Source organism: Streptomyces filipinensis (assembly GCF_014649495.1).
GTDB lineage: Bacteria > Actinomycetota > Actinomycetes > Streptomycetales > Streptomycetaceae > Streptomyces > Streptomyces filipinensis.
This window is the reverse complement of sequence record NZ_BMTD01000004.1, coordinates 288,284-301,687: the sequence shown is the minus strand read 5'-3', so window position 1 is coordinate 301,687 and position 13,404 is coordinate 288,284. Positions and strand designations below refer to the sequence as shown.

At 71.8% G+C, this 13,404-nt stretch carries 12 protein-coding genes and 1 pseudogene; 2 read left to right on the top strand and 11 right to left on the bottom strand.

The window, feature by feature from the left end; translation table 11 throughout:
* Nucleotides 1-40: 40 nt before the first annotated feature.
* The 4 genes and pseudogenes from IE244_RS12310 to IE244_RS12295 all read right to left on the bottom strand — a co-directional run bounded on the left by IE244_RS12310 (nucleotide 41) and on the right by IE244_RS12295 (nucleotide 2,987).
* A complete protein-coding gene (locus IE244_RS12310) occupies nucleotides 41-433 on the bottom strand; it encodes a hypothetical protein (protein WP_191873388.1) in 393 nt (130 codons plus the stop codon).
* A gap of 95 nt (nucleotides 434-528) precedes the next feature.
* Nucleotides 529-1,119, bottom strand: a complete 591-nt coding sequence (locus IE244_RS12305; RefSeq protein ID WP_191873386.1) for a hypothetical protein — start codon at nucleotides 1,117-1,119, stop codon at nucleotides 529-531.
* Between the two features lie 231 nt (nucleotides 1,120-1,350).
* Nucleotides 1,351-2,124, bottom strand: a pseudogene (locus IE244_RS12300) (DUF817 domain-containing protein); the annotation flags it as partial.
* A gap of 104 nt (nucleotides 2,125-2,228) precedes the next feature.
* The gene (locus IE244_RS12295; protein ID WP_191873703.1) at nucleotides 2,229-2,987 is read right to left on the bottom strand and encodes a GbsR/MarR family transcriptional regulator; all 759 of its coding nucleotides are present in this window, start codon (nucleotides 2,985-2,987) and stop codon (nucleotides 2,229-2,231) included.
* A gap of 262 nt (nucleotides 2,988-3,249) precedes the next feature.
* Here IE244_RS12295 and IE244_RS12290 point away from each other — a divergent pair, with 262 nt between their 5' ends.
* Nucleotides 3,250-3,912, top strand: a complete 663-nt coding sequence (locus IE244_RS12290) for a DUF4097 family beta strand repeat-containing protein (RefSeq protein ID WP_191873382.1) — start codon at nucleotides 3,250-3,252, stop codon at nucleotides 3,910-3,912.
* 42 nt (nucleotides 3,913-3,954) lie between these two features.
* Here the strand turns inward: IE244_RS12290 and IE244_RS12285 are convergent, their stop codons facing one another.
* Nucleotides 3,955-5,418, bottom strand: coding sequence for a membrane-associated oxidoreductase (locus IE244_RS12285; protein WP_191873380.1), 1,464 nt, complete (start codon nucleotides 5,416-5,418; stop codon nucleotides 3,955-3,957).
* 236 nt (nucleotides 5,419-5,654) lie between these two features.
* On the opposite strand from IE244_RS12285, the gene IE244_RS12280 reads away from it, so the two are divergent.
* Nucleotides 5,655-6,011 carry a hypothetical protein gene (locus IE244_RS12280; RefSeq protein ID WP_191873378.1) on the top strand — a complete coding sequence of 119 codons (357 nt, stop codon included), beginning with the start codon at nucleotides 5,655-5,657 and terminating at the stop codon, nucleotides 6,009-6,011.
* A 71-nt stretch (nucleotides 6,012-6,082) separates the two neighbouring features.
* Here the strand turns inward: IE244_RS12280 and IE244_RS12275 are convergent, their stop codons facing one another.
* The 6 genes from IE244_RS12275 to IE244_RS12250 all read right to left on the bottom strand — a co-directional run bounded on the left by IE244_RS12275 (nucleotide 6,083) and on the right by IE244_RS12250 (nucleotide 12,976).
* A complete protein-coding gene (locus tag IE244_RS12275) occupies nucleotides 6,083-6,307 on the bottom strand; it encodes a DUF6059 family protein (protein ID WP_191873376.1) in 225 nt (74 codons plus the stop codon).
* Complete coding sequence (locus IE244_RS12270; RefSeq protein WP_229854065.1) at nucleotides 6,304-8,085, bottom strand: acyltransferase domain-containing protein; 1,782 nt, start codon at nucleotides 8,083-8,085, stop codon at nucleotides 6,304-6,306. Before IE244_RS12270 ends, IE244_RS12275 begins: the two co-directional genes overlap by 4 nt.
* A gap of 217 nt (nucleotides 8,086-8,302) precedes the next feature.
* A complete protein-coding gene (locus IE244_RS12265) occupies nucleotides 8,303-8,527 on the bottom strand; it encodes an acyl carrier protein (RefSeq protein WP_051926997.1) in 225 nt (74 codons plus the stop codon).
* A gap of 119 nt (nucleotides 8,528-8,646) precedes the next feature.
* Nucleotides 8,647-9,867, bottom strand: a complete 1,221-nt coding sequence (locus IE244_RS12260; RefSeq protein WP_191873374.1) for a ketosynthase chain-length factor — start codon at nucleotides 9,865-9,867, stop codon at nucleotides 8,647-8,649.
* Nucleotides 9,864-11,129, bottom strand: coding sequence for a beta-ketoacyl-[acyl-carrier-protein] synthase family protein (locus tag IE244_RS12255; protein WP_308436260.1), 1,266 nt, complete (start codon nucleotides 11,127-11,129; stop codon nucleotides 9,864-9,866). The genes IE244_RS12260 and IE244_RS12255 overlap by 4 nt, the downstream gene beginning before the upstream one ends.
* A gap of 257 nt (nucleotides 11,130-11,386) precedes the next feature.
* Nucleotides 11,387-12,976 (bottom strand): acyl-CoA carboxylase subunit beta, encoded by a 1,590-nt coding sequence (locus IE244_RS12250; protein ID WP_191873370.1) that lies wholly within the window; start codon nucleotides 12,974-12,976, stop codon nucleotides 11,387-11,389.
* Nucleotides 12,977-13,404: the final 428 nt, after the last annotated feature.

Below are 13,404 nucleotides of genomic sequence, written 5' to 3'. Positions count from 1 at the left end.
CGTGGGTCGGGGCCAAGGCGCACGGCAGGGAAACGGCCCCCTAGGAGCGGTCGCCGGATCCTGAAGAACGGCGGCGGCCAGCGTCGCCGATGGTTTCGTGGGTGCCTCCGCCGTGCGAGGAGGCGCGGTGGGTCAGCACCTTCATGACCTCCGAGGCCAGCACATCGGCCAGAGCGGGCGCGAGGGATTCTGCCAGTGCGGTCGCCAGGGTCTGCGCGAACAGCATCCTCTCCAGTTCGGAGGAACGGGAGGGCGGCTGGGAAAGGGACGCCACGGCCGCTTCCATCAGGGCTCCGGCCAGCGGGTCCTTTCCTTGCCTGGAACCGGTGCCGGTATGCGGGATTCCGGCATCGCGCACCATCTCCTCGAAGATCTCGTCGACGAAGGCTTCGAAGGGATCCCGATCCGATTGTCCACCTGACGCAGCTGCCATTGCGGTTCCTCAAGTCTTGGATTTCCGTACGGACCTGCCCTCCGATGCTGCGGACTACAACAGTCGGAGGGCAGGGGTGTTGCCTTTTGCCTTTCCTATGCGCGGCGCATGAGCGCGGCGAGAAGCAGCGGGTTCTCGATGATCGACTCGCCGCGCTCCTCACGACGCCGATGCATCAGCGCAGCCAGGAGAAGCGGGTGGTCGATGATCGACCCCTCACCGCCCTCCTCACGACGACGGCGCGCGAGCGCGGCCAGAAGCAGCGGGTGCTCGATGCCCGACTCCTCACCGCCTCCCTCACGGCGACGGCGCGCGAGCGCGGCCAGAAGCAGCGGGTTCTCGATGATCGACTCGCCGCGCTCCTCACGACGCCGATGCATCAGCGCAGCCAGGAGAAGCGGGTGGTCGATGATCGACCCCTCACCGCCCTCCTCACGACGACGGCGCGCGAGCGCGGCCAGAAGCAGCGGGTGCTCGATGCCCGACTCCTCACCGCCTCCCTCACGGCGACGGCGCGCGAGCGCGGCGAGGAGAAGCGGGTGCTCGATGATCGACTCCTCACCGCGCTCTTCGCGCCGGGACAGCAGTGCTGCCAGCAGGAGCGGACCGAAGGCGGATTCCTCCCCGGCCTCTTCCTGGCCTACCCCGGCCTTTTCCCGAGTGGGGGTCTCCGTCGTTGTCGTCATGGTTCCCTCTTTCTTTGACGCATGACTCGGCGGAGTGCTCGGCCGTCACGGCATCGCACTCCGCCCTTCACCGTCATCGTCGAGGCGAGCGTCACCGACTGCACTTCGATCATGCGCCACATGGGTGCGCATTCCCGGAAACCCGCGCAAGCGAAGAGCAGCCGTTACGGTGCGCGGCGAAGGGGGAAACCATCGGGGTTCCGGTGTGGCCGCACCGGCCTTCCCACCGGGCCGGCCGGCGGCCACCAGGACGACCGTGATGCTGATCAGCAGGGACCATGCGCCGAACTTCTCCACGCCGACGGGCTGCCAGCCGTGGAGCTGGTAGGGGTAGCGCCACGCGCCCAGGTAGGTGGCGAGGTTCTCCGCCACCCACAGGAAGAAGCCGATCAGGACGAACGACAAGGCCAGCGGCATGTGGCGGCGTACGCCGCGCACCGTGAACCGCGCGGAGGTGCCCGCGGTGACGGCCACCAGCAGTGCGGCCAACGGCCAGCGCGCATCGGGCAGCCAGTGATGGCTGAAGAAGTTGAGGTAGACGGCCGCGGCCACCGCCGCGGTCGCCCTGGGCCGGTAGCGGATCAGTTCAAGGTCGAAGAGGTGCCAGGCCCGGCAGACGTAACTGCCGACGGCCGCGTAGAGGAATCCTCCGTACAGCGGTACGCCGGCGAACTTCAGCACGGCCGGCTCCGGGTAGCTCCATGAGCCCAGGGACACCTTCACCAGTTCGAAGGCCAGGCCGATGACGTGGCAGACGGTGATGACGGCGATGTCCCGCCCGGACTCCCAGCCGCGCAGCCAGAAGAGCAGGGTGAGCAGCACGCCGTAGACGACGAGCAGGTCGTACCGGGCCACCGGGAGGCCTGGGAGCAGGGTGGACACCGCCACCCCGGACAGCAGCGCGATGGCGAAAGCGCAGGCTCGGGTCTGCGCCCAGGCGAAATCGAGCAACTGGCGCACCGATGAGGTGACAGGGCCGGTGAAGTACGCGCTGGAGTTGAACATGTCACGCGGAAGGACGTGCGTCCACGCCCGGAAGGTTCCGGCGGTCTCTTGACGGTGCCCAGCGAGGGAGCCGTGTCCCGGTCATGGCTGAGGTCGGCTTCGGCTCAGGGTGCGGCCGGTGGGGCGGTCGGCTCTTCGTCGTCCGGGGTCGGTCCGGTCCGGGTGTAGAGGACCTCGCGGCCCTGTTCCGCCGCGCGGATGAGTGCTTCGCTGACGAAGTCGAGGAAGCGGGCGGCGTTTTCGAGGCGGGCGGCGGCCGGGGTGCCTTTGCCGAGGATGCCGACGCCCTGCCGCGCCGTCTCGATGAACTGGTCGTTGGCCCGGGCACTGCGGATCATCGACTGGTACCAGAGGTCGTCGTCGACGACGTAGCGCTCGCGGCGGCGTTCGTCGCGTTCCCGGCGGACGAGGTCCAGGCCTTCGAGGAACGTGATCGCTTTGGAGATGGAGGCCGGGCTGACCTGGAGGCGCTCGGCGAGTTCGGAGGCGGTGAGGCTGCCGGTGTCGGTGGTGTAGAGGCAGCCCAGCACCCGGGCCATCATCTTGGGCAGGCCCGAGGTCATGAAGACCGTGGTGAGGGTCTCCTGGTACGCGCGCACGGCTTCGGCGTCGCGTCCGTAGGGCTGCGGGAGCGCCCGCGCCCCCGGGGGCGCGGTCTGCCTGCGCCGGTGGGTGCGCTGGTGGGTGGCGCGGTGGGCCAGGTCGGCGCGGTAGCCGGTGGGGCCGCCGTTCCGCATCACCTCGCGTGTGACCGTGGAGGTCGGCCGGTCGAGGCGGCGGGCGATCTCGGCGTAGGCCAGGCCGTCGGCCAGTCCCGTCGCGATCTGCTGGCGCTCCTGCTGGGTGAGCCTGCCTCCCGGCATCACGACCCCCTTCATGCCCCACGGGTGCTCCATGGCGCTGCTCGGCGTTCCCCGACGCCTCCACCATAGCGTTCACCTTCAATGTATTGCAACGGTCGATCGTCTGTCGTTGCGTTAAGCGGGAGGGCGTTGCAATGATAATTGGGCTCTGAGCTGCAGAGGTAAGGATCCTAGGCAATGAACTTGTTGCCTAAATTCTGAAAGCAACGTAGCTTTTCCAGTGTTCGGAAAGAAGAGAGCAGCACACGCAGAGGAGAGCACGATGCAGAAGTTCGACACCCCCGCCCCGATCTCCGCCGTCCTGGACATCCCCGCCGGACGCGTCCAGTTCATCGCCGCGCAGCGGACCGACACCTCGGTCGAGGTGCTGCCCGCGAACGCCTCCAAGGGCCGCGACGTCAAGGCGGCCGAGCAGACCACGGTCGACTACGCCGACGGCGTCCTGCACATCCGCACCGCGGTGAAGAACCAGTACGTCGGCCCCTCCGGAGCCATCGAGGTGACGGTCAAGCTGCCCGCCGGATCCCGGATCGAGGCCAAGGCGGCAGCCGCCGAACTGCGCACCCTCGGCCGCCTCGGCGACGTCGCCTTCGACGGCGCCTACCGCCAGATCAAACTGGACGAGACCGCCGGCCTGCGCCTCACCGCCGTCGACGGCGACATCGAGATCGGCCGGCTGAACGGCCCCGCCGAGATCAGCACCGCACGCGGCGACATCCGGATCACCGAGGCCGTACGCGGCACGGTCGTGCTCCGCACCCAGTCCGGCGACATCACGGTCGGCGCCGCCACCGGCGTCTCGGCCGCCCTGGACGCCGGCACCGCCTACGGCCGCGTCAGCAACGCCCTCAGGAGCGACGGCACCGCCGAACTCGACATCCGTGCCACCACCTCCCACGGCGACATCACCGCCCGCAGCCTCTGAGCCGTGGCACCGCGACCGCGGGCCGGCACGTCGCGCACGGTCTCACTGGCGGCTGACGTTCCTGGTCACGCCGGTGACGACCGTCGTGGCGAGGATCCAGCCGGTGATGATGAGGGCGTAGGACAGCGCCTGGTACCAGCCGTCCGGCGCGAAGGCGTCCTCCTGGCCGAAGGAGATGACGGGGAGCAGCAGGTCGAGGGTGTAGAAGACCGGGTTGAAGTGCGGGGCCTCGGACACCTTGAGCGGGCGGGGGTGGTGCAGGGCGTACGCGAGCGAGCCGACGGCCAGCAGGGACAGCAGCCAGGCGCAGGCGCGCAGCGGACGGAAGCCGTAGCCGACGGTGGCGTCCTGGGCGTAGCCCCACAGGCGTCCGTACCAGGCCCGGGTGCCCCGCAGGCGGCGCTGCTTGGCGAGCTGGACGAGGCGGGCGGCGTGGTCGTCGCCGACCCGGCGGTAGGCGGCGGTCAACTGCTCGTAGTCGTGGGGGAGGTAGCCGTCGCCGTCGCGCTCCAGCATGGGCAGGCGGCGTTCGGCGGGCTCGTGCGGTGTGAGGTCGGTGTAGACGAGCCCGTTGAAAAGCACCTCCTCCGGCACCGCCTCCGGTTCCAGGAACAGCACCTCGATCTGGGCGCGGCGCAGATTCAGGGTGCCTTGCATGGGCGGGCCCTTGCGCAACCAGAGTTCCCCGATGGTGGAGCTGCTCGCGCGCAGTGCGGCGTCGCCGGGATTCGACAGGGTCGCGTAGGACAGGTCGAGCCGTCCGGTGATGCGGGCGCCCCGCAGGCCGATCCAGCCCTGTGTGCGGACGTTGCGCATGTGGAAGTCGCCTTCGACCAGGAGTGTCTGGGCGTCGAGGGCGAAGCTGCCGGGGTGGCTCAGCCGTGCGTCGTCGAGGCTGGCCGAGCCGGCGATCGAGGTGCTGGTGAGGTCGACCGCACCGTGTGTGCGGAGTCCGGGTGCCCGCAGATCGCCGCCGATGGTCGCGTGGTCGAGCAGGAGCGCGGGCTGCGTGGTGTCCGGTGCGGTGATCTCGGCCCGGTCCAGGAACAGCGTCCCGGTGATGTGCGTGCCGCCGAGCCGGACCTGGCCGGGGAACCGGCAGCCCGTCAGGTGCAGGTTGCCCTCCACGCGCAGGGTGGCGGCGGCCAGGCCGGGCAGTACGGAACCCCTGAGGCTCAGGTGGCGGAGCCGGGCTGCGTACAGCCGGGGCACGTCCTCGAAGAAGCAGTCGCTCAGCCGTAAGGGATGGTCGATCACGCCGTACTGCAGGTCGAGTACGCCGGTGATGCGCGCGCCTCCCAGTCTGAGGGCCGGTATCTCCCCGTCCTGCGCCGGCCCGTTGAGGAGCAGGGCCCGTAACACGATCGCCCGGACCGTCCGGTCGGGTCCCCAGTCCGCCCCCTGGGCCGGGTCTTCGTCGTCCGAGGCGCGGAAGTCCACCACCTCGCCTCGGGCGAAGGCCCGCCAGACCCTCAGTTCGGCAGACGTGAGATCGTTCGTGTCCATCAGCCGGGACTCTGGCGTCACGTCCTGTCCCTGTCAACTCCGTTGTGCGCGCGGCGCGCAGGAGATGCTCCCACGAAGGTTCGCCACCACACGCCCCCCGTTGCACTCCCGCTCGGTCGGCTCGCGTCTTCACCGGCGCGGCGCCACGGGGACACAGTGTCCACAGCCGCCGAATCAGCATCGTCGTGCGGGCCGGCGGCCACGGCCGGTCGTACGGCCCGGAAGGGAAAACCGCTATGGCCAATGGCGACCACGTCGTCCGTGGGTACTTCGGTCTCGGTGACCACGAGAGCGTCGTGCATGTGACCAGCGACAAGGACTTTCTGCTGTACATCTGGGCCCGGAACGTCGAAACCTCGCAAGGGGGCGTGCAGATCCTGACGCCCCCGAGTCAGTTCCGGGGAAGCGGGTCGACCGGACCGCAGGACGGGCTGGTCCTGGACGTCCCCGCGCAGACGGGTATGACGCTCGGCTGCATCGGGGCGCAGGGCGGCGAGACCCTCGATGTCTCCAATGCCTTCGGCGCCAGGGTGACGGTGTTCCTGACCGTCACCACGGCACACGGCGCGACGGTGGCGATGACCAGCGAGTAGGGATGCCGAAAGCACCCCTCGAAGGGGCCTGCGCAAGGCTCCGAGGGGTGCTCCCGGGTGTGCCGGAGGGCTCAGCTCAGCCGGCCCTCCGTCGTCAGTTCGCGTTCCAGGGCGCGTTCGTACGCGGTCAGGGGGAGGTCGGGGCGCAGGCGTTCGGGGTGATGGGGCGGGGGGTCGGAGGGGTCGGGATACAGGTCCGTCAGGGGGATCCAGACGTACATGCGGCCTGCCGCGACCAGGGTGCCGTAGATCACCTTCAGCACGCGCAGGACCGTTGTCGCCGTGGTGCTCCTCATGAGGTCACCACGGCGAGTCGTGGGGTGGCGGCGGTGGTCTCGTGGGCGGTGCGCGGGCCGGCGCCCCAGGTCCACAGGGCGGACAGCGCGACCGGGGAGGGGGTGTGGCCCTCGGTCCAGAGCCTGGCCGCCGCGGTGAGGACCGACTGGCGGTCGGCCTCCGCCGTGCCCGGGCGGCCCGGGAGCAGCGGTACGGCGGCGCTGGCACCCAGCCGTACCGCGCGGTGCCGGCGGGCGAAGGCGGTGAGGGTCTGCCTGGGGCCCGCCTCGATCAGCAGCATGTCGTCGGCGGCGAGCAGGGACTCCAGGGCCTGCTTGAAGTACACCGTGTCGGTGATCTGACGGGCCCAGAAGCGCGGACTGACCGCCTCCTCGGGACGCAGCAGCTCGCCGGTGTAGCCGGAGTACAACGGCAGTGCCGGCGGGCGGAGGGGGATGTCCCGGTAGGCCTCCTCCACCGCCCGTGACGCGGGGGCCATCGCCGGGGAGTGGAAGGGGCTGGTCGCCGGTACGGTGACCACGGTCAGGCCGTCCGCACGCAGCGCCTGGGCGATCTCGGCGAGCGGCTCGGCCGAACCCGCCAGCATGGTCTGCTGGTTGGCGTTGACGGCGGCGATGGCCACGTCGTCGCGCAGGTAGGGGCGCAGACGGTGCTCCTCCGCGGCGACCGCGAGCATGCCGCCGGGCGGGATCTTCACCGCCTCGCGGACGCGCTCCATGACCATGGCGACCGCGTCGGGCAGGGCGACGGCACCGGCGATGGCCGCGGCGACGAGTTCACCCGCGCTGTGCCCCAGCACGGCGGTGGGGCGCACCCCCCAGCCGATCACCATGCGGCCGAGCGCGTAGTCGACGGCGAACAGCAGCGGCTGGGCCCGGCGCACGTCGTCGACCGGGATGAGGGGCCGGCCGTCGGTGAGCCAGTCGGCGCGGATCCGCGGGCCCTCGGCGCCCATGTGGGACAGGGCCGCGTCGAAGGCGGCGGTGAACACCGGCTCCCGTCCGTACAGGCCGGCCGCCATGGCGTGGTGCTGGGAGCCCTGGCCAGGGAAGAGCAGGGCGACGGGCCGGGGCCGCTTCGCGGTGACCGCCCGCGCCTTGTGCACCGCGGCGGCGGACAGCGCGGCGACGGTGACGGCGGCACCGCGCACCGGTCCGGGCTCGGTGCCGCACGGCACCACGGTGGGCAGTGCGGGGAACGCCTCGTGGTGCAGGCCCGAGAGCAGGGGCAGCAGTTCGCCGCGCACCCGCTGCTCGTCCTGCTCGTCCCGGCCCGACCACAGCAGCAGCCGGTGCCGGCCCGGGTCGGTGGCACGGTGTCCGTGGACCAGGGGCGTCAGCTCGGGCGCGGCATCGGGGTCAGCGGTGGCGAGGTCGAGGACGCCGAGGACGGCGTCGCCGTCGGCGACCGCCTCCGCGGCGCGTTTGACCGCGTAGACCGTGATGGTCCCGGCCTCGGGCTCGTCGAAACCGGCGACGAGCGCGAAGTCGGCGGTTCCGTCGTGGAGTTCCTGGTGGGCCAGGCGCAGGGCGCGGCCGGGCGCCGAGGCGGTGCGCACCGCGAAACCCTCGTGCTCGGGGGCGAGGGCGGGGTCCGGCGCGTGGGCACCGACGTAGACGACGGTCCGTACGGGCAGGTCGCGGGGGGAGCGGCCGAAGGCCCGCAGCACCGCGGAGACCGCGGCCGCCGACGCCGGCACGGGCGCCCTGTCCTCTCCGGCGGGGCCCGGACGGACCATCAGCCTCCGGATCACCGCGCTGTCAGCCGTCAGCGGCATGGGTACCTCCTCGTGGGCCGCGGACCGCCGCGGCCGGTGGGGCAAGGATCGACAGGAAACCAGGGGTGGGGGGAGGAGTCGGGTCGGGGGAAGAGCCGGGTCCGGGGGGAGTCGGGTCCGGGGGCAGGGGGGTCGAGGGAGGGTCGGGTCGGGAGAGGAGTGCGGGCCGCCCCTGGCGGCGGGGGATCCGGAATCGGGGCGGCCCGCACCGTCCGGCTCAGGCCTCGCTGCCCTGGCCGGAGTTGATGAGCTCAAGCAGAGCACGGGGGGTCTCGGCGTCGACGACCGCGTCGTCCGGGACGCTGATGCCGTAGGTGCGCTGGACCTCGCCTATGACCTGCAGCAGGGCGAGCGAGTCGTAGCCGAGTTCCAGGAACGGGGTGTCGAGGACGTCGCCGTCCAGGTCGATGCCCTCCTCCTCGCCCGCGCTCTCGCGCAGCATCCGGGTCAGGTCGGCCAGGGTGACGGTGGTGCTCGTGGTGGTGGTCACGGTGGGTCCTCCGTTGGGTGATGTGTGTGGTGCCTGACTCAGGGTGTGACGAGGGATGTGGTGCGCGGTGGTCACGCCGTGCGGCTGACGACGAGGGCCGCGTTGAAGCCGCCGTGGCCGCGGGCGAGGACCAGGGCGTTGCGCAGGTCCGCCTCCCGGGGTGCCCCGGTGACCAGGTCGATCGGGTAGCCGGCGGCGGGGGCGCCGACGCCCGCGGTGTGCGGGACGACCCCGTCGCGCAGGGCGAGCAGGGCGGTGGCCGCGTCGAGGGCGGCGCCGCCGGCGAGCAGCCGCCCGGTGGACGACTTGGGGGCGGTCACCGGTACGGCGCCCGGGCCGAACACCTCCGCCAGGGCCTCGGCCTCGGCGCGGTCCAGTTCCGGGACACCGGCGGCGTCGGCGAAGACGACGTCGATGTCGGCGGGGGCGAGCCCGGCGTCGGCGAGGGCGGTGCGGACGGCTTTGACCAGGCCCGGCGGGCGCCCGGAGCCGGGGGCGGGGTCGAGCGTGGCGGCGTACCCGGCGATCTCGCCGTAGACGTGGGACGCGCCCCGCGCGCGGGCCGCCGCGAGGTCCTCGGCCACCAGGATGGCGCCGCCCTCGCCGACCACGTATCCGCTCGCGTCGGCGGAGAAGGGCAGGAACGCCCGGGCCGGGTCCTGCTCGGTGCTCATCAGGCCGGCGGCGAGCTGCGGGACCCAGCCCCAGGGGCAGATGCCCGCGTCGACACCGCCGGAGACGACCGCCTGGAACCCCTTGCGGACATGGCGGCGGGCCTGGCCGATGGCGTCGATGCCGCCGGCCTGCTCGGTCAGCAGGACGCCGCTGGGGCCGCGCAGCTTGTGCCGGATGGAGATCTGGCCGGTGTTGACGGCGTAGAACCAGGCGAAGGACTGGTAGGCGCTGACGTGCTCCTTGCCCTTGCTCCACAGGTTCTGCAGCTCGCGCTGGCCGAACTCGACGGCGCCGCCGGACGCCGAGGTGACCGTGCCCATGCCGTACTCGGGCACGTCCCCGGTGTCGATGCCGGCGTCCTCCAGGGCCCACTCCGCGGCGGCCAGGGCGAGGCGGGTCATGTGGTCGGTCTGCGGCATGAGCCGGCTGGGGATGTGCTCCTCGGCGACGAACCCGGGCACCTCGCCCGCCAGCCGGGCCGGGTAGCGCGTGGCGTCGAACCGGGTGACCGGGCCGATGCCCGACTCGCCCGCCAGTGTCGCCTTCCAGTAGTCCTCGGTGCCCAGACCGTTGGGCGCGGCGATGCCGAGGCCGGTCACCACGGTCGTCGTGGTCATGCGATGCTCCTTTCCGGTCGCGCGAGGACCATCGCGCTCTGGAAGCCGCCGAAGCCGCTGCCCACGCTGAGGACGACGTCCGTCTGCTTCTCACGGGCGGTCAACGGGATGTAGTCGAGGTCGAGGTCGGGGTCCGGCTCGTGCAGGTTCGCGGTGGGCGGCAGCACACCGTGCTCCATGGCGAGGGCACAGGCGGCGATCTCCAGGGAGCCGATCGCGCCGAGCGAGTGCCCGATCATCGACTTGATGGAGCTGATCGCGGTCCGGTAGGCGTGCTCGCCCAGGCTGCGCTTGAACGCGCCCGTCTCGTGGCGGTCGTTCATCTTGGTGCCGGAACCGTGCGCGTTGATGTAGTCGATCGCGGACGGGTCGATCCGGGCCTCGGCGAGGGCGGCGTCGATGGCCTCGGACATCTCGCGGCCGTCCGGCTTGAGGCCGGTCATGTGGTACGCGTTGCAGCGCTGGGCGAAGCCCGCGATCTCGGCGTAGACGTGCGCTCCCCGGGCCCGGGCGCTCTCCAGCTCCTCCAGGACCAGGACGGCCGCGCCCTCCCCGAGGACCAGGCCGCTGCGGGTCCGGTCGAAGGGGCGGCAGGCGCTCTCGGGGGTGTCGTTGCGCGGGGTGGTGGCGAGGATCGCGTCGAAGCAGGCGGAGGTGATCGGGGAGATCGGAGCCTCGGTCGCGCCGGCGATCATGACGTCGCAGGTGCCCTCGCGGATCAGTTCCACCGCGTGGCCGAGCGAGTCCAGGCCCGAGGTGCAGCCGGTGGAGACCACGGCCGCGGGTCCCTCGGCGCCGGCCGCCTGGCCCACCTCGGCGGCCATGGAGCTGGGCACGAAGTGCCGGTAGAGCTGGGGAATCGCGTAGGTGTGGTCGACGAGCCACTCCCGGCCGCCGTCGCTGACCACCGCGTACTCGCGTTCCAGGCTGGTGGTGCAGCCGACCGCGCTGCCGAGCGAGGTGCCGATCCGGCCCGGGTCGAGGGCGGAGGTGTCGAGGCCGCTGTCGGCGAGCGCCTCACGGGTGGAGACGACCGCGAACTGCGCGGCCCGGTCCAGCCGGCGGGTCTCCTGCTGGGAGAGGCCGGCGGCCAGCGGGTCGAAGTCGCACTCGGCGGCGACCCGGGAGCGGAACTGGGAGGGGTCGTAGAAGGAGATGGTGCGGGTGGCGGTACGGCCTGCGGTGAGCAGATCCCAGTACTCCTTGACGCCGATCCCGCCAGGGGCCACGACGCCCAGTCCGGTGATGGCAACTCGACGCATCATCTACCTCGCCTTCGACGGGGCGGGGTGCTTCGCGCACTCCCTGCCGGATGGAACTGTGCGGGCCACTGTCGATCCCTTCGTCCGGAGCACTGCGGTGTCGCGGCGGCCGGGGCTGCCATGGATGCGGTCTCGCCCCGGCCGGCCGGCCCGGACGGCCGCCCGCTCGTGACGCGCCGCCGTATCCGGTGCATCCCATGGAACGGGCAGGTGCTCGACGGCCGCTCGTGTCCGCGTGGACGCCGTGTTCGCCCAGGTCAGGTGGGGAGATTGCCGTGCTTGCGGGCCGGCACTTCGGCCTTCTTGCCGCGCAGCATGGCCAGGGACCGGATCAGTACGGAACGGGTCTCGGCCGGCTCGATGACGTCGTCCACCAGGCCGCGTTCGGCGGCGTAGTAGGGGTGCATCAGCTCGGTCTTGTACTCCTTGATGCGCTGCGCCCGTACGGCCTCGGGGTCGTCGGAGGCGTTGATCTCCCGGCGGAAGATGACGTTCGCGGCGCCCTCGGCGCCCATCACGGCGATCTCGTTGGTCGGCCAGGCGAAGGACAGGTCGCAGCCGATGGACCGGGAGTCCATGACGATGTAGGCGCCGCCGTAGGCCTTGCGCAGCACCACGGAGATCCGGGGCACGGTGGCGTTGCAGTAGGCGTACAGCAGTTTCGCGCCGTGCCGGATGATGCCGTTGTGCTCCTGGTCGACGCCGGGCAGGAAGCCGGGCACGTCGACGAGGGTGACCAGCGGGATGTTGAAGGCGTCGCAGGTGGAGACGAAGCGTGCGGCCTTCTCACTGGCGTGGATGTCGAGCACTCCGGCGAGCACGGCGGGCTGGTTGGCGACGATGCCCACGGTGTGCCCGTCGAGGCGGGCCAGCGCGCACACCACGTTGCGCGCCCAGGCCTCGTGGACCTCGAAGTACTCGCCGTCGTCGACGAGTTCCGCGATGACGTCACGGACGTCGTACGAGCGGCCCGGCTCGGCCGGTACGAGGTCGCACAGGGCCTCGGTGCTCCGGTCGGCGGGGTCGGCGCCCGGGGCGGCGGGCGGCAGCTCGCGGTTGTTGGAGGGCAGCAGCGAGATGAGGAAGCGGACGTCCTCCAGGCACTCGGTCTCGTCGTCGTAGGCGAAGTGGCAGACGCCGGAGGCGGTCGCGTGCGGTTCGGCGCCGCCGAGGCCGTTGTGGGTGATCTTCTCGCCGGTGACCGCCTGGACGACGTCGGGGCCGGTGATGAACATCTGGGCGGTCTCGCGCACCATGAACACGAAGTCGGTCAGGGCGGGGCTGTAGGCGGCGCCGCCGGCGCACGGGCCGAGCATCACGCTGATCTGCGGGATGACGCCGGAGGCGGCGACGTTGCGGCGGAAGATGCCGCCGTAGCCGGCGAGCGCGGTGACGCCTTCCTGGATGCGGGCGCCCGCGCCGTCGTTGAGCGACACCAGGGGTGCGCCGGCCGCCTCGGCCAGGTCCATCACCTTGTGCACCTTGGCGGCGTGCGCCTCGCCGAGCGCACCGGCGAAGACGCGGAAGTCATGGGCGTACGCGAAGACGGTACGGCCGTGGACCAGGCCCCAGCCGATGACCACGCCGTCGCCGTGGGGCTTCTTGTCCTCCAGGCCGAAGCCGGTGGCGCGGTGCCGGCGCAGCGGCTCGATCTCGGTGAAGGTGCCCTCGTCGAAGAGGACGGTCAGCCGTTCGTGGGCGGTGAGCTTGTTCTTCGCGTGCTGGCGCCGGGTGGCCTCGGGATCGGGGCCACGGCTCACTTCCTCTTTGATACGGCGCAGCTCCGCGGCGGCTCGGCGCAGGTCAGGGGCGGCTGTGGAGACCGTGAGGTCGTCGAGGATCGTCATCGGCCGAACGTAGGCCCGCCACCTCGAACCCGCCTCGAACCCCGTCGCCGGTGCCGGACCGGTCGTGCGTGCCTGCGGGCCGTCGTGGGCCGATCGCGCAGTTCCCCGCGCCCCTCAAGGAACTACGGCACCGCCGGATCCATGGTGCTGTCGGCGCTGGCTGGGGGCGCAGCGACCGGCTCGCCGGGCGGCCGGGGCGGGAAGGCGGGCTCGGCCGGTGTGGAGGCGGAGCGGTCGGCTTCGGCCGCGCGGCGGGGCGTCGGCGTGGGCGGCGGCCAACTCGGCCGTGATGGCGGAGCGTTACTGCTGAGAAGGGCGCCGGGCCGGAAACGGCTGCCTTCCGCTGTGCGGTGGGGTGTGGGCGCGGAGGCGCGGTCACACCGCGGGGCGTTGGCGCGCCGGGGCCGTGGGCCCGGGCGGGGGCGTGC